20 protein-coding genes are annotated in these 22,211 nt (G+C 65.2%); 8 read left to right on the plus strand and 12 right to left on the minus strand.

Translation table 11 applies throughout. From position 1 onward, the window contains the following. The 3 genes from ETQ85_RS27060 to ETQ85_RS21045 form a co-directional block, all read left to right on the plus strand. Positions 1–279, plus strand: a 279-nt coding sequence (locus ETQ85_RS27060) for an ROK family protein (protein WP_246128850.1), incomplete at its 5' end; no start/stop codon positions are given. Positions 280–369: 90 nt separating this feature from the next. Then, positions 370–1,053 carry an MOSC domain-containing protein gene (locus tag ETQ85_RS21040; protein WP_148581030.1) on the plus strand — a complete coding sequence of 228 codons (684 nt, stop codon included), beginning with the start codon at positions 370–372 and terminating at the stop codon, positions 1,051–1,053. 91 nt (positions 1,054–1,144) lie between these two features. Next, positions 1,145–1,573 carry a hypothetical protein gene (locus ETQ85_RS21045; protein ID WP_148581031.1) on the plus strand — a complete coding sequence of 143 codons (429 nt, stop codon included), beginning with the start codon at positions 1,145–1,147 and terminating at the stop codon, positions 1,571–1,573. Here the strand turns inward: ETQ85_RS21045 and ETQ85_RS21050 are convergent. The 8 genes from ETQ85_RS21050 to ETQ85_RS21085 all read right to left on the minus strand — a co-directional run bounded on the left by ETQ85_RS21050 (position 1,557) and on the right by ETQ85_RS21085 (position 13,083). Further along, positions 1,557–1,883 (minus strand): hypothetical protein, encoded by a 327-nt coding sequence (locus tag ETQ85_RS21050; RefSeq protein ID WP_148581032.1) that lies wholly within the window; start codon positions 1,881–1,883, stop codon positions 1,557–1,559. The genes ETQ85_RS21045 and ETQ85_RS21050 overlap by 17 nt on opposite strands. Positions 1,884–2,069: 186 nt before the next feature. After that, entirely contained in the window at positions 2,070–3,986 is a 1,917-nt protein-coding gene (locus tag ETQ85_RS21055; protein WP_148581033.1) for a PAS domain-containing hybrid sensor histidine kinase/response regulator, read from the minus strand. Then, positions 3,983–5,275, minus strand: coding sequence for an HD-GYP domain-containing protein (locus tag ETQ85_RS21060; RefSeq protein ID WP_148581034.1), 1,293 nt, complete (start codon positions 5,273–5,275; stop codon positions 3,983–3,985). The genes ETQ85_RS21055 and ETQ85_RS21060 overlap by 4 nt, the downstream gene beginning before the upstream one ends. A gap of 93 nt (positions 5,276–5,368) precedes the next feature. Beyond that, entirely contained in the window at positions 5,369–6,004 is a 636-nt protein-coding gene (locus ETQ85_RS21065) for a LutC/YkgG family protein (protein WP_148581035.1), read from the minus strand. A 9-nt stretch (positions 6,005–6,013) separates the two neighbouring features. After that, a complete protein-coding gene (locus ETQ85_RS21070) occupies positions 6,014–7,420 on the minus strand; it encodes a LutB/LldF family L-lactate oxidation iron-sulfur protein (protein WP_148581036.1) in 1,407 nt (468 codons plus the stop codon). Then, positions 7,417–8,193 carry a (Fe-S)-binding protein gene (locus tag ETQ85_RS21075; protein ID WP_148581037.1) on the minus strand — a complete coding sequence of 259 codons (777 nt, stop codon included), beginning with the start codon at positions 8,191–8,193 and terminating at the stop codon, positions 7,417–7,419. The genes ETQ85_RS21070 and ETQ85_RS21075 overlap by 4 nt, the downstream gene beginning before the upstream one ends. A gap of 9 nt (positions 8,194–8,202) precedes the next feature. Next, positions 8,203–9,822, minus strand: coding sequence for a diguanylate cyclase domain-containing protein (locus ETQ85_RS21080; protein WP_148581038.1), 1,620 nt, complete (start codon positions 9,820–9,822; stop codon positions 8,203–8,205). A gap of 27 nt (positions 9,823–9,849) precedes the next feature. Beyond that, positions 9,850–13,083 (minus strand): CHASE domain-containing protein, encoded by a 3,234-nt coding sequence (locus tag ETQ85_RS21085; protein WP_222862241.1) that lies wholly within the window; start codon positions 13,081–13,083, stop codon positions 9,850–9,852. A gap of 171 nt (positions 13,084–13,254) precedes the next feature. On the opposite strand from ETQ85_RS21085, the gene ETQ85_RS21090 reads away from it, so the two are divergent. The 5 genes from ETQ85_RS21090 (at position 13,255) to ETQ85_RS21110 (ending at position 17,171) form a co-directional block, all read left to right on the plus strand. Further along, a complete protein-coding gene (locus ETQ85_RS21090) occupies positions 13,255–14,010 on the plus strand; it encodes a sulfite exporter TauE/SafE family protein (RefSeq protein WP_148581040.1) in 756 nt (251 codons plus the stop codon). Positions 14,011–14,142: 132 nt separating this feature from the next. Beyond that, positions 14,143–14,595, plus strand: a complete 453-nt coding sequence (locus ETQ85_RS21095; RefSeq protein ID WP_187394801.1) for a Spy/CpxP family protein refolding chaperone — start codon at positions 14,143–14,145, stop codon at positions 14,593–14,595. Between the two features lie 2 nt (positions 14,596–14,597). After that, entirely contained in the window at positions 14,598–15,236 is a 639-nt protein-coding gene (trhA, locus tag ETQ85_RS21100; protein WP_148581042.1) for a PAQR family membrane homeostasis protein TrhA, read from the plus strand. A 61-nt stretch (positions 15,237–15,297) separates the two neighbouring features. Further along, positions 15,298–16,302 carry an AI-2E family transporter gene (locus ETQ85_RS21105; RefSeq protein ID WP_187394802.1) on the plus strand — a complete coding sequence of 335 codons (1,005 nt, stop codon included), beginning with the start codon at positions 15,298–15,300 and terminating at the stop codon, positions 16,300–16,302. A 104-nt stretch (positions 16,303–16,406) separates the two neighbouring features. Beyond that, positions 16,407–17,171, plus strand: a complete 765-nt coding sequence (locus ETQ85_RS21110) for an EAL domain-containing protein (RefSeq protein WP_148581044.1) — start codon at positions 16,407–16,409, stop codon at positions 17,169–17,171. Here ETQ85_RS21110 and ETQ85_RS21115 read toward each other — a convergent pair. The 4 genes from ETQ85_RS21115 to ETQ85_RS21130 all read right to left on the minus strand — a co-directional run bounded on the left by ETQ85_RS21115 (position 17,158) and on the right by ETQ85_RS21130 (position 22,084). Further along, a complete protein-coding gene (locus ETQ85_RS21115; RefSeq protein ID WP_148581045.1) occupies positions 17,158–19,005 on the minus strand; it encodes a nitric oxide reductase activation protein NorD in 1,848 nt (615 codons plus the stop codon). The two genes, ETQ85_RS21110 and ETQ85_RS21115, sit on opposite strands and share 14 nt — an antisense overlap. Before the next feature lie 21 nt (positions 19,006–19,026). After that, on the minus strand, positions 19,027–19,809 hold the full coding sequence (locus ETQ85_RS21120) for a 3-hydroxybutyrate dehydrogenase (protein WP_148581046.1): 783 nt from the start codon (positions 19,807–19,809) through the stop codon (positions 19,027–19,029). Positions 19,810–20,356: 547 nt separating this feature from the next. Next, positions 20,357–21,136: an SDR family oxidoreductase gene (locus ETQ85_RS21125; protein WP_148581047.1), complete on the minus strand. Its 780-nt coding sequence runs from the start codon at positions 21,134–21,136 to the stop codon at positions 20,357–20,359. A 27-nt stretch (positions 21,137–21,163) separates the two neighbouring features. Next, positions 21,164–22,084, minus strand: coding sequence for a sugar phosphate isomerase/epimerase family protein (locus tag ETQ85_RS21130; protein ID WP_222862243.1), 921 nt, complete (start codon positions 22,082–22,084; stop codon positions 21,164–21,166). Between the last annotated feature and the right edge of the window lie 127 nt (positions 22,085–22,211).

A 22,211-nucleotide genomic window follows, 5' to 3' on the forward strand; every position in this document is an offset into this window, starting at 1 on the left:
ATCGTCGCCGCCGCGGGCGGCGGGGATGCCGGCTGCGAGGCCAGCCTGCAGCGTTACGTAGACCGGCTGGCGCGGGCGCTGGCGGGCGTCATCAACCTGCTCGACCCGGACGTCATCGTACTGGCCGGCGGGCTTTCGAACCTGGACCGGCTGTACACGCAGGTGCCGCAACAGTGGCTGCCCCACGTGTTTTCCGACGCGGTCAGCACCCGCCTGGTGAAGGCGACCCACGGCGATTCGTCCGGCGTGCGCGGTGCGGCATGGCTGTGGCCGGGTTGAGACATTACGCCGCAGTTGGCGCAGAATAGGCCCGTTTTGGGCAACGACAGCATTCATGGCCTTTTCGGCCTCGCTCACACGACTGACACCATGAACTCCCGCATCGATAGCGTTTTTGTCGGCAGCCTGCGTCCCTTGCCACCTGAAGGGCAGCGCAGCGGCATTTTCAAGACCCCGGTGAGCGGCCCCGTGGCCGTCGGCCTGGAAGGCCTCGCGGGCGATGCCCAGGGTGATCGACGCGTCCATGGCGGGCCGGAAAAGGCCGTCCATTACTTCCCCGCCGAACATTACGAACGTCTGGCCGCCCTGGTGGCGGCGGCCGAGCCGGCACTGGTGGACATCCTGAAACCCGGCGTGCTCGGCGAAAACCTGTCAGGCAGCGGCCTGACCGAAGCCACCGTATGCATCGGCGACGTGTTCGCCGTCGGCACCTGCCGCCTGCAGGTCAGCCAGCCGCGCCAGCCGTGCTGGAAGATCAATCACAAGCTGGGTCATCCGCCGATGTCACGGCTGATTGCCGACGAGGGCTGTACCGGCTGGTATTTCCGGGTGCTGACGGAAGGCGTCATCGCGGCTGGCGACGCCATCGAACTGCTCGACAGGCCGGCCCCCGACATGAGCCTGGCACGTCTGTGGACGGCCAGCGAAGCCCACCGCCCGGCCCCGGACGAGTTGCATCTGCTGGCCGCTGCGGCCGGCCTCAATCCTGCTTGGGCGAAACGCCTGCGGGAGCGGGCCGCCTGGCTGACCAATCAATCCGCGCCACCGTGCTGAATTACGCCATGGTGTTGCGAGCCCGCTTGACTCCCCCCGTACGTCGGCTAAAACAAGTTTTTGGCCTGCGTACCCCACCGAGACCTTGATCATGTGGCCCACACCGGACGCCTTTCCCCGCAGCACCCTCTGTTTTACGGAAATGCTCGGCGGACTTTTTCTGGCCAGCGCCGATGCAGCCCAGCGCATGCAGTTCCTGGTCGGCCGGCTGGCGGTCGGTACCGCCGACAACTGTCTGCGCACGCATATCCTGCGGGGCGACGATATTGTCTTCGCCGCCGACCGGGCGGAACTCGAACACCGCATCAGCCTGCTGATGGAAGCCAGCGCGGAAGGCTGCGTCACGATCATCCGGCATTACATCGAGGAAGTGACCGCAGCCCACATTCGCTGCCTGCAGGGCGTTTTCGAAACGGGAGCACCCACAGCGCCGCTGCTGCAACTGACCCGCGCCACCCAGTCGACAAAACCGGCGGGGCTACGCCCGGCACGCCACGCAACACTCAACGCAAGGGGATAACCAGCGGCGGGATGCCAATCACCACCGAGGGGCGACTCGGGTAGGCATACACCGGCGGCTGGCTGTAGATGACCGGGCGTTCATAGACGACCGGCGGAGGCGCGGCATAAACCGGCGCCGGAGCGTAATACGAAGAACGGCCCCGGTCCCACCCGTGGTGACGATGATGATGATGACGATGGTGCCCTTCGCGCCATTCACCCCGTCCCTGGCCACGTCCCTCTCCGCCGTGGGCGCTGGCCGACAGGGAAAGGCCCAGGCCCAGGGTGCCGATCAGGGCGGCGGCAATCAATTGGCGGGTGGTTCGCATGTTCCTCTCCTCATGGGCCCCGGTCGGGGCGCTGCTTGATTCGAGGATAGCCGCAGGCCAGCCGCGGCGGGATACCGCTTTGTAAGCAAACCTTGAACAAGCGCCGCCGGCTTTCACTGCAAAAGCCGGTTGCAACAGGGCTTGTGCGCCCGGACCAAGCCCCTCAGCCCGGATGGCTGCTTACATTTAGCGACGCGATATGCCGCTCTCCGCCTGGTGAGCGGCAATCAGGGTCTGCCGCCAGCGGTCGATGGACGCCGCGAGGGCATCCCGGACGACCGGCTTGACCACGTAATCATTCATGCCGGCGGCGAGGGCCTCATTGCGCTCCTCCGTCATGGCATCGGCACTCACCCCGATGATGTAGGCCGTGTTGCCGGAAGCCCTCAGCGCACGCGTGGCTTCCAGCCCGTCCATGCGCGGCATGCGGGCGTCCATGAAGATCAGTTCGTAGTTCGATTCGGCACAGTGGGCGACCGCCTCCTCGCCGTTTTCGGCAAAGTCCAGATCGCGGGCGCCAAAACGTTCGAGCATGCGACCGATGACAGTGCGGTTGATCGGATTGTCCTCGACGACCAGGATGCGGGTGTTCTGGCGCAAAATTGCGCGCGGCGCATCGACGGGGCGCCCTTCTTCACTCACCCCGGTTTCCAGTTCGGCGGTAAACCAGAAGCGCGAACCGACACCCTCCTCGCTGTCCACACCGATCTCGCCGTTCATCAGCTCACACAGCATGCGGCTGATCGCCAGCCCCAGGCCGGTACCGCCATAGCGGCGGGTGGTGGACATGTCGGCCTGCTCGAAGGGCGTGAAGATGTGCCGGCACTTGTCCTGCGCGATCCCGATGCCGGTGTCGCTGACGGTCACCCGCAGGCTGACCCGGCCGGGGCTCAGCGGCACCATGTCCACATGCACACCAACCTGCCCGGTGGACGTAAATTTGAAGGCATTGCCGACCAGGTTGAGGAGGATCTGGCGCAGCCGGGTGGGGTCGCCCATCAGCACGCGGGGCACGCTGTCGGCCACGCTGGTGCTGAAACCCAGGCTCTTTTCGGCAGCCTTCTGGTGGAACAGCTTTTCCACGTCGGCCACCAGCAGGCGCAAGTCGAAGCCGATGTTTTCGAGGGTCATCTTGCGGGCTTCGATCTTCGAGTAGTCGAGGATGTCGTTGATGATCCCGAGCAGTGCTTCGCCGCTGGTCTGGATGGTGGAGATGTATTCCCACTGCTCCGCCGTGTGGGGGGCCATTTCGAGCAGTTGGGCCATGCCGATGATGCCGTTCATCGGGGTACGTATCTCGTGGGACATCATCGCCAGGAAATCGCTCTTGGCCCGGTTGGCCGAATTGGCGGCGTCGCGGGCGGCGATCAAGGCCTGCTCGGCCTTGTAGCGCTCGGTCACGTCGGTGATGCAGAAAACCCGGCCGATCACCTGCTCGTCATGACGAGCCGGACGCGAGCTGGCCTCGAAGATGCGTCCGTCCCGCAGGGGCAGGACTTCGAAGGTTTCCCTGAGGTCCTGGCCGTGGCCGGTGAGCAATCCCTGCAGCACCGCCGGCTCCTCCACGGCCGCCACCATGTGTTCGAGCAGCGCGCCGTCATCGTGACGGGTCAAGAGTTCTTCAGGCAGTTGCCACAGGCGCGCCAGGCGACGGTTCATGTTGACCACGCGACCGTCCCGGTCGAGCACCAGGATGCCGTCGGCGGTGGCTTCGAGGGTCGCCCGCAGGCGTGAGGCCATGAGTGCCAGTTCATCCTCGGCCCGCTGCTGGGCGCCGATGTCGGTGGCGCGTATCAGCACGCCCTGGGCAATCCGGCGCACCGACTTGCTGGCCGCCAGCAGGCTGCCGTCGGCGCGCCGGTACAGGCCTTCCATGACCTGCTCTTCGATGGCGCCCCCACCGCGGACTTCTTCCCAGAAGAACACGTCGGCCAGCGCGCATTCGATGTCGGTGATGGTCATGCCGGTCAGGTCTTCGACCGGATAGCCCAGCATGCTGCACGCGGCCGGATTGGCAGCGAGAATGGCGAGGCTGTCAGGTGCCACCAGCAACAGGATCTCCTCGGCGGCGGCGAGCAGCGCCTCCTGGTAGATGGATTTCATGACTGGGGCGCCTTCCGCGAATCGGCGTCGAAGTAGTAAGTCACCCGTTTGCGCGGGCTGAGGTATTCATACACCTCGGGTGGCAGTTGAATCGGGCGCAGGGCCTTGGCGATGTTGATGTCGGGCTCCTGCTCCAGATCGAGCATGATCGCCTCGTCCTTGGGAATGTCCGGATCGAAGACAGTGACCCACGGACGCAGGGGCTTGGCCGGATTGACCGACGAAACCAGGGCGACGGCGTCGTTGGAGAGCTTCACCACGGTGCCCGGCGGATACACGCCGAGGCAGCGGATCATGACCTGCAGGGCCTTGACGTCGAACTTGGCACGACGCTGGGCGAACATCAGCGACAAGGCCTCGTGGGGCGTCATGGCCTTGGCCAGATCGGCCGGATTGCACAGGTTGTCGTAGTAATTGACGAGGGACACGATGCGCGCCAGCGGATCGATCTGGTCGCCCTTGAGCTTGCCGGGATAGCCGCTGCCGTCGGCCAGTTCGTGATGCTGGGCGATGATGCGCAGCACCGGTTCGGACAGGCCGATCTGCTTGCCCAGACGCACGCCATACTCGCAGTGCAATTGCCGCAGGTTGCGCTCCGGCACGGTGAGTTCCTGGCGCGGGCGGGCGATGCGGTCGGGAATATCGGCCAGGCCAATGTCGTGAAGCAGCGCGCCGACGCCCAGCAACTGGCAGTGGGGCCGGGGAAACCCCAGCTCCTTGGCCAGCATCATCGACAAGATGGAGGTGTTGAGGCCGTGGTAATAGGTTTCCTCGGTCCCGGCATGTTCGCCGATCACATGCAGCGCCACCTCCGGCTGATCAAGAAAGGCGACGACCATCTGGGTGACCAGTTCGTCCACCTCCTCCAGGCATTCCTTGGGACGAGCGAAAAGGTTCTTGCCGATATTGCGCATCACCCCGGCGGCCTTCACCAGGGCTTTTTCCACCTCGACCACCTGGCGCTTGCGCTGGGCCAGGCGGGCGATGCGTTCGCGCTTGCTGGCCAGGGTGGCCGACGTTGCCTCGTCCTCGACGACCGGCTCGGGTGCCGACGGCGCCTCTGCACGCGGGGCCGCCATGCCGCGCGGCTGCACATCGGAGCGGTCAGGGTCGTAGCGAAAGTGATTCACCCCCAGCTTGCGCAAGGTCGCCAGCTGATCCGGCGAGCGGATCTTGAAAGAATTGAAGCTGAACGGATGGCTGAACCAGGGCAGGTCGATATGAATGAACAGCCCTACACAGAGCTGGTCAGGGGTAACGACGAAATCCTGGGGAAGGCTGGGCTGCATCGGAGGACGGGGCCGGACGAACGATTCGTGTTATTTCGGCCCACAGGCCGGGAAGTTTAGCCGCGGGGTCGACTTGTCGTTTCCCACCGTACATTAGTGCACGAGAATTACGTGCACGCTGCGCGGACCGTGAGCACCGAGCTGAAGGGTGAGTTCGACATCACCGGTGCGGGACGGGCCGGAAACAATGTTGGTGGCCCGTGGCATACCGCCCGGACAGGCCCGCAGTATGGCCCAGGCGTCCTCGAAATGCCGGACGATCTGTGTCGCGTGAAGCACGATAAGGTGGTGATCGGGCACAAAGTTGAGGGTCGTCGGGCTATCGGGGCCGGAGGCCAGCAGCAGGCTGCCCATCTCGGCGATGCCGGCCAGGCAGGCGGTGACCGACAGCACCTCGTCCTTGCCGGCGGGGCCCGGGTGATGGACAAAATCCGCCGGCCACGACAAGCCGGCAAGGGGCCGGGCAATCGCGGCACGGGCCGGCAGGCCATGCTGCTGACGGTAAGCGTCGACGGCGGCCGGTACTTCAAGCAGGCTGCCGATCCGTACGACGGTGCCGGAGCGGCTCTCGAAGCGGCTGACAAAACGCGCAAGCAGATCGTCGTCGAAGGCGATGCGGGTGTGAGTCGGCCGGCGGGCGTCGAGAACGGCGGCATCGGCGGCCGCCAAGGGGCCGCGACCAAGGGCGCGGCGGATCTGGCCGAGAATGGCTTTACGGGCTTCGGTCATCGTCTTCTCTCAAGGCTTGCTGCGGGCTTGCCACAATTCCAGGAAGGTCTTGCCCTCCGGCGCCGGCATGTCACGGCTATCGGTCCACGCGCCGGCGAAGGGCAGGCTGGCGATGCGCCCCGTGCTGCCACCGAGCCCCTTGAGCACCCGCGCAGCGAGGCGGTTGGCAAACTGGTACAGGCCGGGACGCTCGGCCACGAAGCGCCAGGCGCCCAGCGCACGCCGCTCCCCTTGCGGGCGGATACCCTGCTGGTGCTGCATGTGGCGCAGTTCACGGAGCAGTTCCGGCAGCGGAATGCGCACCGGGCACACCGACTCGCAGCGGCCGTTGAGGGTGCACGCGTTGGGCAGGTCGTAAGTGGCATCGAGGCCGACGAACAGCGGCGTCAGCACCGACCCCATCGGGCCGGGATAGACCCAGCCGTAAGCGTGGCCGCCGATGGCGCCATACACCGGGCAGTGGTTCATGCAGGCACCGCAGCGGATGCAGCGCAGCATGTCCTGGAACTTGCCGCCGAGCATCTTCGTGCGGCCGTTGTCGACCAGCACTACATGGTATTCCTCCGGGCCATCGAGATCATGAGGACGGCGCGGGCCGGTGGACAGGGTGGTGTAGGTTTCGGTCTCCTGGCCGGTGGCGCTGCGCGCCAGAATGCGCAGAAAGAGCGCCACGTCCTCCAGCGTCGGCACGATGCGCTCGATGCCGCTGGTGACGATGTGCACCCTGGCCAGAGTCTGGGTCAGATCGCCGTTGCCTTCGTTGGTGACGATGATCGACGAGCCGGTTTCGGCCACCAGGAAGTTACCGCCGGTGATGCCCACGTCGGCCTGGAAGTATTTGTCGCGCAGCACCAGCCGGGCTTCGGTGACGAGCTCGGCGACGGTGGTCTTGCGCGGGCCGCCGTGAGCCGCCTCGAAAAGCTCGGAAACCTGCTCCTTCGTCTTGTGGATCGCCGGCGCGATGATGTGGGATGGTGGCTCATGGGCGAGCTGGATGATGTATTCGCCCAGGTCGGTTTCGACCACCGTGTAGCCTTTGGCTTCCAGCGCGTCGTTGAGGCCGATCTCTTCCGAGACCATGCTTTTGCCCTTGGTGATCGTCTTCGCGTTCACCCGCTGGCAGATGTTGAGGATGATGCTGCGCGCCTCTTCGGCGTCCCGCGCCCAGTGCACATGGCCGCCGGCGGCGGTGACGGCGGCTTCGTAGCGCTCCAGGTAATGGTCGAGGTTGTCGAGGACGTGGTTCTTCAGGTCGCGGGCCTCGTCGCGCAGTTGCTCGAACTCGGGCAGCGCGCCAACCAGCTCGGCACGCTTGTTGACGAAGCCCTTGCGGGACTGGCCGAGGGCCTGGCGCAGGCGCGGGTCGGCCAGGGCAATCACCGATTTTTCCTTGAACTGCGGGCTGCTGACTTTCATTTCGACGTACCGCCAATACCCTCGCCGGTGGCCATGCCGGCCAGCACCTCGGCAGTGTGAAAGACCTTGACCGGCGACCCCTGGCGCTTGAGCCGGCCGGCCATGTGGAGCAGGCAGCCCAGGTCGCCGCCAAGCAGCGTATCCGCGCCACTGGCCTCGATGTTGGCGGTTTTCTCGTCCGCCATGCGGCTGGAGATTTCCGGGTATTTGACGCAAAAGGTGCCGCCGAAACCGCAGCACACGTCGGCGTCGCGCATTTCCGTCAGTTCAAGCCCCCCCACCGCACCGAGCAGCAGACGTGGCTGCGCCTTGATGCCGAGGCTGCGCAGACCGGAACAGGAGTCGTGATAGGTGGCGATGCCGGCGTAGTCGGCAGCGACAGCTTTCATGCCGCGCACATCGGTGAGGAAGGACAACAACTCGTGGGTCTTGGCGGCCAGCGCCTCGGCGCGGGGCAGCCAGTCGGCGTCGCCTGCGAAGAGCTTCGGGTAATCGACACGGAGGGTCGCCATACACGAGCCCGACGGCCCGACCACGTAGTCGAAACCCTCGAAAACCGCGATGACCTGCCTGGCCAGCGCCCGCGCCGCATCGACATCGCCGCTGTTGTAGCCGGGCTGACCACAGCAGGTCTGGGCGGACGGCACCTCGACCGTGCAGCCGGCCTCCTCCAGCAACTTCGCCGTGGCGAAACCGATGTTGGGACGAAACAGATTCATCAGGCAGGTGGCAAACAGGCCGACGCGGGGGCGTGCGGCAGGGCTGGAAGGCATGTCGAATCCTTAACAGGGCAACTGGGCGACGGCAGAGGGCAGCGCGTGAAGGGTATAGCGGTTGCCGCCACGTTTCTTGGCATCGTACATCGCATCATCGGCGTGCTTGAAGAGGCCCAGTGCAGTGCTGGCATCGACCGGATAGACGCTGACGCCGATGCTCGCGCTGACCGGAAAACCACCGCTGAAACAGGTACTTTGGGCAACCGCAGCGAGCATCCGCTTCATGATGTCTTCGAGCTGGGCGGTGTCGGTGAACCCGTTGATGAGCAGCACGAACTCGTCGCCCCCCCAGCGGGCCACGGTGTCTTCCTCGCGCAGCGCAGCCTCCAGGTGGCGGGCCACATCGCGCAGGACCGCATCGCCGACGGTGTGGCCGAGGCTGTCGTTGATCGGCTTGAAGCCGTCCAGATCGGTCAGGCACACGGCCACCCGGGCACCCGTGCGACGGGCATGGGCCAGGGCCAGGGCGAGCCGATCGTCGAGGAGGTTACGGTTGGGCAGTCCGGTCAGGGCATCCCGGTGGGCCATCTCGCTGAGGGTCTGGCGGGATGCCCTGAGGGCAATGTTGAGCTGGCGGGTGCGCCAATAGAGCACCGCCAGCCCGGCCGCGGCCAGGAAGAGTCCGACGAAGATCTGCAGTGCGTATTCCCGGACGACGTCCATCGGGGAGATGTGTTCCTGCTTGTCGTAGGGATAAACGCGGTGCCGGCGCATCACGCTTTCGACGCTCTTGTATTCCAGCGGCGTGGACCAGCGGTAATAACGGGCGCTCTGCGCCGCCGGCCCGTCGGGCGGCATCAGCAGCAAGGCCGCCACGACCTGGTTGGTGACGTCGATCGGCACGCGCGGCACGGCCGCCAGCGGCCATTCCGGAAACAGCCCGGTGGTGATCAGGAAGGGAAAATCGGAAAAGCGCGCCGGGCTGATGACGCGCAGCCGGGCCAGCTCGATCTTGCCTTCCCGGGCCATGGCCTCGAGCAGGCCGGTACGCGTGAAACCCACATCGGCCTGCCCGTCGAGCACGGCCTGCACGCACAGATCCTGCGGAAAACCGAGGAAGCGGACCTCGCTGTCGGACTCGATATCCACGCCGTGCTGGCGGAGCAGGTCGTACTGGAGCAGAAAGGCGGCGAAGGAGGTGCGGTCCACGGCGGCGATGCGCTTGCCCTTCAGGTCCTCCAGGCGCTGGATGTCATGGCGGTCGCTGCGGGCAAAGATCACTCCGCCGAACTGGTTCACGAATTTGCCGTTCTCGCTTTTGACGAGGGTGGCAACCCGGGAGACGCCGTAGACGGTTTCCAGAATGATGTAGTGCTGCGGGTTGGTCAGGACGAAATCGAGTTCATTCCTGCCGAGGGCGCTCTCGAACTCACTGACCGTCATCGGCACCGCCACGAAGCGGGCGCCAGGCACCTTGGCGGACAGGAAATCCATCGTCGGCTGCCATTCGCGCACCGTTACCGACTTGTCGCGAAAGGCGGTGATGCCGACGCGATAAACCTTGAGGGCCTCCGCAGCGCGGGCCGAAGTCACGGCCAGAACCAGCAACACCAGAACGACAAGCAGGACGATCCTGCGCTGCAAGGGCAGGACATTACGCCAGATGGCTGGCCGGGAGACGTTCATCGCTCAGGATCGATGTTTTCTGGAGCCTCATTGTATGCCTTCGTTCTGCCGGGAGGATTGCCGGCCGAGCCATGCGAGCATGGTCACGAACAGCATCCCCGGATCGGCCGGCTTGGCGATGAAGTCGTCCATGCCGGCGTCGAGGCAGGCCTGGCGGTCTTCCTCGAAGGCGTTGGCGGTCATGGCGAGGATCGGGGTGTGGTGGTAGCCGGGCAGCGCGCGGATCGCACGGGTGGCGGCAAGGCCGTCCATGCCGGGCATCTGGACGTCCATCAGGATCAGGTCGTAGGCCGTGTGGCTGGCCATCCGGAGTGCCTCCAGGCCATCAGCGGCCAGGTCGGTGTGCAGGCCGAGCACCTGGCGCAACAACTCCAGGGTGACCTCCTGGTTCACCCAGTCGTCTTCGGCCAGCAAAATACGCTTGTCCCGACACAGGGCACGCAGCTGGCTCTCGGCATCCTGAACAGACAGGGACGCAGCATGCGCCACCGCGCCGGCATCGGCATCGGCCTTGTCGATGCGGCAGGTGAACCAGAAGGTGCTGCCGTGCCCCGGTATGCTGCCAACGCCAATGTCGCCGCCCATCAGGTGCACCAGGCGCTTGCAGATGGCCAGCCCGAGGCCGGTGCCGCCGAACTGCCGGGTGGTCGAACCGTCGGCCTGCTCGAAGGGTTTGAAAATGCGCTCCCAGGCTTCAGGCGGAATGCCGACCCCGCTGTCCTGCACCTCCATGCGCAGCAGGATGCCCGTTGCGTCTTCTTCCACGCAGAATGCCCGCACCACCACCCTGCCGCGACTGGAGAACTTGATCGCGTTGCTGACGATGTTGAGGAGAATCTGCTGAAGCCGCAGCGGGTCGCCGAGCAGCGGCAGGCTGGCCAGGCGGCGCTCCACCTCGACCTCCAGTGCCAGGCCCTTGGCGTCGAGATTGGCACTGACCAGGCTGTCCATGTTGGCAATCACGCTCTGCAGGCGAAAGCCGGTCTTCTCGATGGTCAACCGTTCGGCGTCAATGCGCGACAGTTCGAGCACGTCGTTGAGCAGTTGCAACAGATGATTGGCGGCACGGGCTATCTTGGCCAGCTTGTCCTTCTGTCCCGGATCGGTGTTGTTGCGGCCCAGCATGTGGGCAAGGCCGATGATGGCGTTCATCGGCGTGCGCAGCTCATGGCTCATGTTGGCCAGGAAGGTGCTCTTGGCCCGGTTGGCGGTTTCGGCGGCTTCCTTGGCGATGGAGAGATCGACGGTACGCGCCTCGACGAGTTCTTCCAGGTGGTCCCGGTGGCGCGTCAGTTCGGCTTCGGCCAGCTTGCGTTCAGTGATGTCGCGAATCGTCGAGTACACATAGTCCTGCCCGTCGGCGCTGACGAGATTGGCGGTCACCGCCACCTGGATGCAGGTGCCATCCTTGTGGCAGTACTGGCTTTCGATCTGCTGAACACCGTGCTGGCCGAGGTAGGTCCAGTGCGCCTCCCAGTCGGCCTGCGAAAAGGCGGGAGCGATATCGGGCACGCAGAGGCGGGTAAGTTCCTCCACCGAGTAGCCGAGCAGGTCGCAGGCGGCCTGGTTGCCCCGGGCGATGCGACCGTCCGGATACATCCAGAAAGCCGCATCGGCGGATTTGTCGGTGGAGATCTTGGCGAGGGCCAGCTCCTTGTTCTTGGCGGCGATGTCGGCGGTCTGGCGCTCCACCTGCCGCCCGATGATGGCCGTGCGGCCGCTCATGCCGAGCATCAGTGTCTGCAAGAGGGTGGCGAAGAGCAGCCCGATAACCCCGACGGCCCAGGCAACCCACGGCCGGCTCTGCTCAAGATAGTGGTCGCTGGCCGAAACCGTCAGTTCCCACTCGCGATCGGCAATCTTGAACGGCCCGCGCCAGACGGCGCGTGACGCAGAGGCATCCGGCGGCGTGCCATCGAAACCCTGCGTATCGCTGCGACTACCCGGATCGGTCAGGCGCAGGGTGAGGCCGGCGGGCAGAAAGTTGTGGGTGGCCACCTCGATCAGCTGATCGAGCTTGACGACCGCCACCGCAAAACCGAGCAGCCGGGAGTCGGGGCCGGAGGTGGCGCTGGCGCCATGCACCGGGGACAGCAGCAGCACGGCGATGCGATCCCGGTTGTCCTGGACCAGGCGCAGGGGAGAGGTCACAACGATACCGCTACCGGCAGCAGCACGGCTGAGGGCGTCCCGGCGCAGGGGCTCCGAATTGATGTCGAAGCCCAAAGCCGGTTGATTGCCCGGGCGCGGCACGATGTAGCTGACCGGCACGTAAATATCCCGTCGGCTGACCGTGATGAGCCGGCCCTCGTGGTCCCGCTCGGAGATGCGGAAGCCGGGCTGTGCCAGGCGCCTGGCCATCTCCCGTTCAAAGCGGGGCCGACCGGCATCCGGCACGTAGGCATTGAAGCTGAGGGCGGAGATTTCCGGGTTATCCACCAGCGTGGACAGGGTGAAACGCTCGAATTGCTCCGGTGTGATGTCGGGATCGACCTCCAGCACGCGGCGCAGGGCGGAAAGTGCCTCCTGGTGTATCAGCAGGCGATCGCCAATGCGCTTCTGGAGGGACTCTGCATCCTTGGCCAGGCGCGCTTGCTGGGTATTCTGCTCCCAGTTCGCCGTGGTGTAGATGGCAACACCGACGAACAGCAGGGTCAGGGCCATGGGCAAGGCCACCTGGCGCAGCCGTGAACGCCACAGCGTATCGGTACGGAGCAGAAAGCACAGGGTCAACGGCGCAAAGGTAAGAACGCCGAGGGTATCGCCAACAAACCAGTTCCACCACGCAAAGGGCAGCACGGTCTGCTCGATAACGCGCATGAAATAGAGGGCAGTGATGCCCATCGTCGCCGACACCAGACAGGCCAGCGGGCCACCGATCAACAGAAAGAGTACGACGGCGCGCTCGTGTTCGAGCCTTTGCCAGGCCGGCCCCTGCCAACGCCGGACCAGCGCCTGGCCGATCCACGCCTGGGCGGTGGCCCCGCTGGCAATGCAGGCGGCCACGATGGCCGTGTCCGGCGACAGGCGCTCCTGGAAGATGGCCAGACCAAGATTCACCGCTATCGAGCCGAACCAGATCCCCGGCAGGGCACCGCGCCCAAAACACAGCGCTACCGCCAGAGCCAGGCCAGCCGCCGGAAAAATCGGACTGGCGTAGCCCGGTGAAATGGCGAAAACCAGGCCTAGACCGCCAAGCACCAGGTAGGCAATAGCAATACAGAGGTTTCGGCCAACCACCGGGCAGGGAATCGCTAGCACTTTCATTGATCCAGGTATTGGGCTTACTGCACAGGCGGGGGATGAACATCCACCTTGTCAAAGAAGGCGCATTGTCAACCGAGGTACCGCCCTAAGTCATCGTTTCTGTCAAAGAAAGCCGCTTTATGGGCCAGAAGCCCTTACCATCAGGCGCCACCCCAGGAAAAAACCATGGAAATGACCACCACCGGCTGGATCGTCACGGCCTTTGCGATCCTGTTCACCGGCATCGCCAAATCCGGCTTCGGTGGCGCGCTGGGCGGGCTGGCCATACCATTCATGGCCCTATGGCTGTCGCCCCGGGAAGCCTTGGCGGTGATGCTGCCCATTCTCATCGCCATCGACCTGTTCGGCATCCGCGCCTGGCGCGGCAAGGCTGACTGGACCGACCTGAAACTGCTGCTCCCTGCCGCGCTGGTGGGCATCGCCGTCGGTACGCTGGCCTTCGGCGTGATGTCGGAGCGCATGGTGAAGGGCGCGGTCGGGGCCATTGCGGTGACCTTCGCCCTCGATCGCCTGCTCCGCACGGGCAAGCCGGGCAGCGCCGCCAGCGGACCGCCGCCCCGCCACTTCGCCTGGTTGTGCGGCGTCGGATCCGGCATCACCAGCACCCTCGCCCACGCCGGCGGACCACCGGTCATGGTCTATCTGCTGTCCCGCCGCCAGCCGCGGGAAACCTTCGTCGCCACCTCGGTGTTCTTCTTCGCTGTCATCAACCTGGCCAAGCTGCCGTTCTACGTCGGCCTCGGCCTGTTTACCCGCGACACCCTGATCATGTCGGCGATGCTGCTGCCGCTGGTACCGGTCGGCGTGGGGCTGGGAAGGCACCTGCTGGCACGGATTCCCGAGCGGCCGTTCTACCTGTTCGCTACCGCAGGGCTGGGGCTGTCGGGCGTGAAGCTGCTGTGGGATGGCGTAATGGGCTAGTCCGGCTTATGTGTGGCAGCGTACGTTTTGTTTCATCTGCGGGGTTCAGGCTGTAGTCATTGCAGGGCCATACTGCGTTACATGCTTTGTGTGCCAGCCAATCCGCCGCTTTTCAACAGAAGGAACATCGCCATGATCCGTCCCCGCCATCTGCTCCAATCCCTCCTTGTCGCCTCGACCCTCGGGGCCGTGACCATTCCCGCCTTTGCCGACGCCCCCTGTGGGCCGATGGGTGGCGCGGGCGGCTATCGCGAACACCGCGCCGAGCGCATGGAGCAGCACCACAAAAAGGTCCACGACGCCCTCAAGCTGACCGCCGAGCAGGAAGTGGCCTGGAAGAAGCTCGTCGACTCCGAACATCCCATGCACAAGCCGGAACCCGGCAAGGCCGAAGACTGGGCCAAGCTGACCACCCCGGAACGCGCAGACAAGATGCTCGAACGCATGAAGACCCATGAAGCCGCGATGACCAGCCATATCGCCGTGCTCAAGGAGTTCTACGCCGTGCTGACGCCGGAACAAAGGAAGATCTTCGACGACTCGCACCGCGGCACTCGTCGTGGTGGCATGCGCGGCAAGCCGTAATCATGAACGCCCGCGCCCAGAGCCGGGCCGAGGAGATCGCCAACAGCGTCAGCCACGGCCTCGGCTGCGTGCTGGCGCTGGCCTTCATGCCCTTTCTGATCGGCAGCATCGCCGAGCGCGGGCCGACCATCGCCGTGGTCGGCAGCATCGTCTTCGCGGTGACGATGGTCCTGCTCTACTTCGCATCCGCCCTCTATCACGCCCTGCCCGACAGCCGCGCCAAGGCGATCTGCGGCAAGCTCGACCACGGCGCGATCTACCTCTTCATCGCCGGCAGCTACACCCCCTTCGCCCTCGGCGTGCTCAACGGCGCATGGGGCTGGAGCCTGTTCGGCGTGGTGTGGGGTCTGGCCGGCATCGGCATCACCCTCAAGATGCTGGACCGCCTGAGCCACCCCTTGTGGTCCACCGGACTGTACCTGCTGATGGGCTGGCTGGTGGTGGCCGCCGCCGTCCCGCTGATCGCCCGCATGCCTTCACCGGGCCTGCTGTGGCTGCTGGCTGGCGGACTCGCCTACACGGCCGGGGTGATCTTCTTCCTGACCGATGCCCGCGTGCGTTTCGGGCATTTCATCTGGCACCTGTTCGTGATGGCCGGAACGGCCTGTCATGCGGTGGCCGTCGCCGGATATTCGCTCTGAGACGCGCCCACAAGCGGAATGCGGATACCCTTGCGGCCCACGCACAGTAACGGGGTCGTCGATGTTCAGCCGTAAAGATTGGGTCACTGGCAGCTCTTACCTGCTCGCCGCCGCCGGCATTCTGGCGGTGTTGAGCCTGCACCTGCTGCACGGGCTGTTCGCCGCCATGCTGGTTTACATGCTGGTGCATCTCGCCCAGCCGCTGGTCGGCAAATCCTTTGCCGGGCAGCGCGGCAAACTGCTGGCAACCGCCGGGCTGGCGGTGCTGGTGGTGGCCTGCGTATCCGGATGCGGCCTGTGGATCGTCTCGATGCTGCATCGGGGCGGCGGCGTGGAAGCCATGTGGGTAAAGATTGCCGAAACCATCGAAAGCGCCAATGCCGTGCTGCCACCCTGGCTGCCGAGCAGCCTGCCCAGCAACGGCCCGGAGCTGAAGGCCGAGGCAGTGCACTGGCTGCGTGACCACGCCCCCGAACTGCGCCTGCTCGGCAAGGAGGCCGGCGTGGCGCTGGCCCACATCCTCATCGGCATGATTCTCGGGGCGATGCTGGCAGTGCAGGAAGTGGCCTCGCCCGGCAGTCGCAAGCCCCTGGCAGAAGCCCTGATGGCGCGCATTCACCGCTTTTACGCATCTTTCCACAGCGTATTTGTGGCCCAGGGCAAGATTTCCCTCATCAACGCAAGCCTGACGGGCATCTACATCCTGATTTTGCTGCCGCTGCTGGGCATTCACCTGCCCTTCGGCAAGACCATGGTGCTGATCACCGCACTGGTGGGGCTGCTGCCGGTGGTCGGCAACCTGATTTCGAACACCATCATCGTGCTCATCAGCCTGTCGGTGTCGCCGTTGGCAGCGGCAGCCTCGCTGGTCTTTCTGGTGCTGCTGCACAAAGCCGAGTATTTCCTCAACGCGCGCATCGTCGGCGGCGAGATCAACGCCAAAGCCTGGGAAATCCTGCTCTCGATGGTGTTCATGGAAGCGCTGTTCGGCTTTGGCGGCGTGGCCATCGCGCCGATACTGTATGCCTATCTCAAGGCCGAGCTGAAAGCGGCAGAACTGGTCTAGCCGGCCCCAAAAATCATCAAGCTTCACAAAAGCTTCATGCAATTTGCGTGACAGGCTGTCGACAATGGCGGTATTACCCTATCGGCTTGCGCCCGCCTTCCGCCATGTATCTCAGCGGCCTCATAGCCCACCTCCGCACCCTGATTGCCGATGAGGCGCTCGACTTCGTCTTCCAGCCGATCTTCGACCTGCACCGCCGGGACGTGCTGGGCTACGAAACCCTGATGCGCGGACCTGCAGACTCACCGCTCCACACCCCGGAACAATTGCTGCGGGTGGCCCGCGATGCCGGCCTGGGGCTCGTGCTGGAACGCCTCGCCTGCCGCCGAGCACTGGCCACCTTCGTGGCCGCGCGTCTGCCCGGGCGGCTCTTCATCAACCTGAGCGCGGCGATGATCGTCGACCCGGCCACGGCGGCCGAGCTGCAGGAAATGGTAAAAGATGCCGGGCTGCCCCCCGAACGGCTGGTCATCGAGCACATCCACCACGGCGAAGACGCCGCCGACGGACTCGACGCGGCGCTCCGGAGCCTCGTCGCACAGGGCTTCGGGCTGGCCTTCGACGCCCTTGGGGCCGACGGCACGGCACCGCAACCCGACTTCGTCAAACTCGCCCCGGCCCACATCCGCCAGATTCACAGCGACGCTCACCACCAGCAGGCCGTGGCGGCTTTCGTGCGCCAGGCGGGCACCCTCGGGGTGCAGGTAGTGGCTGAAGGCGTGGAGGATTCGCGCGAGCTGGCGACCCTGCGGGCGCTGGGCTGCGACTGCGCCCAGGGCTACCTGCTCGGGCGCCCCGCTGCCGATCCGGCCCGCCAGCTGTCGCGCAGCGTGGCCGGTATTCTGCTTGGCCCGCTCAGCCCGCCGTGAGCTGGGCGTAAAGCCTGGGCAGACGCGCCGGCAGTTCGGCCGGGTTACGCAAAATAGTGTAGCCAGCCGGCCCAAAAAGGTGCGGCAGGTAACCCTGGCCTTCCTTGTCGATGGTCACGCAAAACGGCCGCACGCCCTCCTGGCGCGCCGCGTTGAGGCTCATGCGGGTGTCTTCGATGCCGTAGCGGCCTTCGTAATGATCCACGTCGTTGGGCTTGCCGTCGGACAAGATCATCAACAGGCGCAAGGCTTCCGGCCGCTTGGCGAGAATCGTCGTGGCGTAGCGGATGGCCGCGCCCATGCGCGTGTAGAAGCCGGGCTTGAGCGCGCCGATACGGCCGCGGATGCGGTCGTCGATCTTCTCGTCGAAATCCTTGATGCGATGGATGCGGATGTGTTCGCGCCGGCGTGACGAGAAACCGTAGATGCCGAAGGGATCGCCGGTGGCGCCCAGCGCCTCGGAGAACAGCCACAGGCTGTCGCGGATCACGTCGATGACACGCTGATCGTCGCTCACCCAGGTGTCGGTGGACAGCGACAGGTCGGCCAGCACCAGACAGCACAGGTCGCGCTCGCGCCGCTCGCAGGACTGGTAGCCGCCGCTGTTGCCCACCGAGTGGCCAGTGCGCCGGTCGGCGAAGGCGCGCACGCAGGCGTCGATGTCGAGCTCGGTGCCTTCGGGCTGATTCTTTATCCAGCGCCGGGCCGGCGTCAGGGCCTCCAGCTGGCGCCGCAGGCTGCGCGCCGGGCGCACCAGCCGCGAAGGCAGCGGGCCCGGTTCGGCGTCACGAGCATCGAGCACGGTCACACTGCACATGTCGCGCTTGAGCGTCTGTTTCTTCCAGTCCCATTCGGGCAGCAGGATGCCGCTTTGCAGCGGAAAGTCGTCATGGGCGGCAGAGGGCAGATCGAGGTCGAAACGCACCTTGGACGAGGTGTCGTGGCCGTCCTGGGCCACCGAGATGGTGTCCATCTCGCCGGCCGCCTTGGCCGGATCGTCGTCCGTGTCCTCGTCGTGGGCGCGGTTCACCTTCACGAAGTCGGCGAAGGACAGCAGGCTCTCGGCCCGGAAGGGCAGGATCAGCCCGTTCTTGCCGTCCGGCATGTCTTCGCGCTGGGCCTGACGGCGGCGCTCGGTGGCGTCGCTGGTCTTGCTCCCGCCATCGCGACTCTCGGCAGGGGTCGGGTTGGCCGGCGACTGGCGACGGTCGATGGACACCGGCGCCGGGTACAGCCACAGGGCCACCGGCGTGGGCGGCTTGCGGGCGGCGGGCAGGCTGCCGACACTGCCCGGTGCGAGCAGGGCCTGGCGAATCGCCCGTTCGGCGGCGGCCTCGTCGGCGGGGAGCTTGGCCGGGTCGGGACGCTCGGCGAGCACCGCGTCCACCAGGCGGCGGTAACGCGTGGCGAAGCCCGGAAAGGCGGCCAGCGTGGCCGCGCTGGCGGTCTGGTTGGCGACGATCCAGTTGTCGGCCAGCGCCTGATCGACATCCAGTGCCGCGCCCTGGGCGATCAGCCACAGGTAGAGGTCGCGGTTCAGGCTGCGTTCGGGAAACAGGGTGATTTCGGCCGGCAGGCGCAGGGTTTCGTCGTCCCGCGCCGCGTGGGCAGTTTTTTCGCCAGTATGGGCGAGACGCGCCAGCCAGTTGCGACGGGCGCCGTGCTCCACCTCGGCCGCCGGGGCCACGCGCAGACCGGGGTCGCCCCCCAGCGCACGGAAGAGAATGCCGGCGGTGCGCTCCATGTCGGCCAGCCGCACCACCGCCTGCGGATAGCTGCGCGTTGCCGCGCGAGTGATGAAGCGATGCCACAAGCCGCCGATGAACTCTTCCATGTCTGTCTTTCCTTGAAGGGGCTACCTCGCGGTCCAGCCCCCGTCGATCAATTGCACCGAACCGGTGACCGCCCTGGCCGCGTCGGAACACAGGAACACCGCAAACGCCGCCACCTCGTCGGCCTCGACGAACTGCCTGGTGGGCTGGGCGGCGAGGATCACCTCGCGGATCACCCGGTCTTCCGGCATGTTGTGCACCTTGGCCTGATCCACCACCTGCTTTTCGATCAGCGGCGTGCGTACGTAGCCGGGGCACAGGGCGTTGCAGGTAATGCCCTGCTCCGCCACTTCCAGCGCCACCGCCTTCGAGAAGCCCACCACCGCGTGCTTGCTGGCCGTGTACGGCGCCTTGAAGGGCGAGGCGACCACGCCATGGGCCGAAGCGATATTGACGATGCGCCCCCAGCCCTTCGCCTTCATCGACGGCAGCGCCGCCTTGGTGGTGTGGAACACCGCCGACACATTGATGGCCATGAGCAGGTCCCAGGTGTGATCCGGGAAGGCATCCACCGCCGCCACATGCTGGATGCCGGCGTTGTTGATCAGGATGTCCACGCTGCCGAAGGCCGCGATCGTCGCTTCCACCAGTGCCCGCGCAGAGGCCGGTTCGGCCAGATTGGCCTGGGTGTAGCCGACTTCGACGCCGGCCTCTGCCGACAGCTCGACCCGCAGCGCTTCGGCATCGGCCGCCGGACGCGAGCCGTTGAGCATCACCTTCGCACCGGCCCTGGCCAGCGCCTGCGCCACCGCCAGCCCGATCCCCGAAGTCGAACCCGTTACCAAAGCCGTCTTGCCTGCCAGCATCACCGTCTCCTCAATTCACGCCGGGCCCCTGCCCGGACAGACAGGAGATGCTACCCGAAGGAAGCGAGGCAGCAAGCGGAGGCGCAGGCGAATGGGCGTCATGACTGGTCCCGACTTTAGCCTCCCCGACGCACGCCTGCCCTGTTCTGGCTCAATTCACAGCCAACAGCGTCACTGGACACAGGCGGCCTGCTCGGCGCAGCGGACGACTCCGTCCGCCGAAGTCGCCCGCCCCACATAAAGCCTCTCCCCCGATCATTGCGTCAGCCCACAAAATCATTTTTTCATATGGAAAATGGCTGTATCACACCACGGAATAATTTTGTCACGTGACGCAGCCATTGCGACATACCACCCGGGCATGGAGTCACACCACCTGGGCCTTGCGTCACGTCCCCCGGGCGTCGTGACATGCGTCGCAGGCATTCTGTGGTGTGTCGCAATGATTGCGTCACACCACAGAATGATTTTTTCATATGAAAAAATCATTCTGTGGCAGGGGTGCCCGGCTTTATGACGTGAAGGTGCGACGGATCATCCCGTCCGATCAATACTTGTACGACTGCCCGCCATCGATCGGAATAAGCGTCGCGTTGATGAACTCGGCCTGGTCGGACAACAGGAAGGCCACCAGGTAGGCGACTTCGACGGGTTTGCCGAAACGCTTCATCGGATTGACGCTGACGAACTCCCGGCCAATCTCTTCCCACTTGTCGCCGCCCATTTGCTTCAATGAACCTTCGACCATCGCGGTCATGATCGCCCCGGGGGCGACGGCATTGACGCGTATGCCGTACTGCCCGTATTCAATGCCGGAATTGCGGGTCAGTCCGACCACGCCGTGCTTGCTCGCCGAATAACCCGACTGATTGCCAACGCCCCGGATGCCGCCAACGGAGGCCATATTGACGATGGATCCATGGCCCTGCTTCTGCATGACGCCGAGAACGTATTTCAAGCCGTAGAACACGCCATTCAGGTTGATGCTGAGCACCCTCTGGAATTCCTCGGTGCTGTAATCGGCCGTGGGACTCTGCTTGCCTTCAACTCCCGCGTTATTGAAGAAACCATCGATGGCTCCGTATTTTTCCACCGTTTGATTGACGTAGTCCTGTACGGCCTTTTCGTCAGCCACATCGGCAGTCATCAGGAACACTTCCGCCTGGGGCGCGTACTGCAAAACGATTTGCCTTGTTTCTTCGAGCGCTGCGCTATTTACATCGACGAGTGAAAGCCGCGCGCCTTCCTTTGCCAGTTGAATCGCCGTAGCCCGCCCCAGACCAGAGGCGGCGCCCGTCATCAAGACCGTCTTGTTGTCAAAACGCATGTTTTTTCATCCTTGCAGGGTTGATGTTTAATCCGACAGCGGGGTGCCGGCAAACAGTCTTGCCGTTGTGTCGAAGGATCGCGTTGCCGCAGCCGTCAGTGGCAGCGCGCGTTGGGCGGCCGAGATGATCTCGACGCCCCATGGACCGTTGTAGCCGCTGGCCTGGACGGCCGCAATGAAGGCCGGCAGGTCGAACTCGCCTTCGCCGCACAGGCGTCGCCGGTCGAGGGTGTCGGCGATGGGCGAGCCGACGGTTTCCAGCGTACCGTCGTCCAGTTCGGCGCCGCCGATGGTGCCGGGCGGCAACGCGGCGATCTGCGCCAGCGACATGCGGCCGCGAGTCACGTGCCAGCTGTCGAGCATCAGCCCGCCGCCCTTGCCGGCGCTGTTGCCGATGATCGCCAGCGCGGTGTCGAGGTCGGGAATATTGGAGAAGGCGATGGGTTCCAGCGTGAAGGTGCTGCCCACGTCACGGGCCTGACGGGCCAGCACCTGGAAGGCGTTGTGCATGTGCTCGACCGGCCAGTTGGCGCCGCCGAAATCACCGGCAGCCTTGATGCGGTGGGCGCCCAGTTCGGCCGCCGTGGCCAGCAGCAGGTGGCGGTCGGCGTCGGAGCGCCGGCGCGCCTCGCCGTCGGCGCACCAGTCGAAGAGGGCTTCCAGTTCCACATGACGCAATCCGTTGTCGGCCAGGATGTGGCGCACCTCGGCACAGCTGTGGTGCGCAAGGATCTGGCGCAGGTCGGCCTGCTTGAAGCCGAAACCGGTGTAGCCGGCCCGCCCCGCCGCCTCGGCCCGCTCGCGAAAACGCCACGGGCTATGGTCGTCCTCGCCAAACACGTAGGCACCGGCAAGGGTCCAGTAGCAAGCGATCAGATCCACACCGGGTGCCCCTTCGACGGCCACAGGTGCGCTGAACGAATTGCCCTGCGGCAAGTATAAGCGCATGGCGGCGGCAGTCATGATCTTGAAAAAGAAGAAAACAAGACATTGCGCAACATTGCGCAATGTCGCTCCAGCAAGCCTTCCGCCAGGAAGATGCCGTCAATCAGCCTGCAAACCCGGCCCGGCGACG

Origin of the sequence: Zoogloea oleivorans (genome assembly GCF_008107625.1) — a bacterium.
Lineage (GTDB): Bacteria > Pseudomonadota > Gammaproteobacteria > Burkholderiales > Rhodocyclaceae > Zoogloea > Zoogloea oleivorans.

Excerpts from the sequence above, each read along its gene's own strand:
- ETQ85_RS21040 (WP_148581030.1), top strand. The coding sequence starts at position 370 with ATGAACTCCCGCATCGATAGCGTTTTTGTCGGCAGCCTGCGTCCCTTG.
- ETQ85_RS21045 (WP_148581031.1), top strand. The coding sequence starts at position 1,145 with ATGTGGCCCACACCGGACGCCTTTCCCCGCAGCACCCTCTGTTTTACG.
- ETQ85_RS21050 (WP_148581032.1), bottom strand. The coding sequence starts at position 1,883 with ATGCGAACCACCCGCCAATTGATTGCCGCCGCCCTGATCGGCACCCTG.
- ETQ85_RS21055 (WP_148581033.1), bottom strand. The coding sequence starts at position 3,986 with ATGAAATCCATCTACCAGGAGGCGCTGCTCGCCGCCGCCGAGGAGATC.
- ETQ85_RS21060 (WP_148581034.1), bottom strand. The coding sequence starts at position 5,275 with ATGCAGCCCAGCCTTCCCCAGGATTTCGTCGTTACCCCTGACCAGCTC.
- ETQ85_RS21065 (WP_148581035.1), bottom strand. The coding sequence starts at position 6,004 with ATGACCGAAGCCCGTAAAGCCATTCTCGGCCAGATCCGCCGCGCCCTT.
- ETQ85_RS21070 (WP_148581036.1), bottom strand. The coding sequence starts at position 7,420 with ATGAAAGTCAGCAGCCCGCAGTTCAAGGAAAAATCGGTGATTGCCCTG.
- ETQ85_RS21075 (WP_148581037.1), bottom strand. The coding sequence starts at position 8,193 with ATGCCTTCCAGCCCTGCCGCACGCCCCCGCGTCGGCCTGTTTGCCACC.
- ETQ85_RS21080 (WP_148581038.1), bottom strand. The coding sequence starts at position 9,822 with ATGAACGTCTCCCGGCCAGCCATCTGGCGTAATGTCCTGCCCTTGCAG.
- ETQ85_RS21090 (WP_148581040.1), top strand. The coding sequence starts at position 13,255 with ATGGAAATGACCACCACCGGCTGGATCGTCACGGCCTTTGCGATCCTG.
- ETQ85_RS21095 (WP_187394801.1), top strand. The coding sequence starts at position 14,143 with ATGATCCGTCCCCGCCATCTGCTCCAATCCCTCCTTGTCGCCTCGACC.
- trhA (WP_148581042.1), top strand. The coding sequence starts at position 14,598 with ATGAACGCCCGCGCCCAGAGCCGGGCCGAGGAGATCGCCAACAGCGTC.
- ETQ85_RS21105 (WP_187394802.1), top strand. The coding sequence starts at position 15,298 with ATGTTCAGCCGTAAAGATTGGGTCACTGGCAGCTCTTACCTGCTCGCC.
- ETQ85_RS21110 (WP_148581044.1), top strand. The coding sequence starts at position 16,407 with ATGTATCTCAGCGGCCTCATAGCCCACCTCCGCACCCTGATTGCCGAT.
- ETQ85_RS21115 (WP_148581045.1), bottom strand. The coding sequence starts at position 19,005 with ATGGAAGAGTTCATCGGCGGCTTGTGGCATCGCTTCATCACTCGCGCG.
- ETQ85_RS21120 (WP_148581046.1), bottom strand. The coding sequence starts at position 19,809 with ATGCTGGCAGGCAAGACGGCTTTGGTAACGGGTTCGACTTCGGGGATC.
- ETQ85_RS21125 (WP_148581047.1), bottom strand. The coding sequence starts at position 21,136 with ATGCGTTTTGACAACAAGACGGTCTTGATGACGGGCGCCGCCTCTGGT.
- ETQ85_RS21130 (WP_222862243.1), bottom strand. The coding sequence starts at position 22,084 with ATGCGCTTATACTTGCCGCAGGGCAATTCGTTCAGCGCACCTGTGGCC.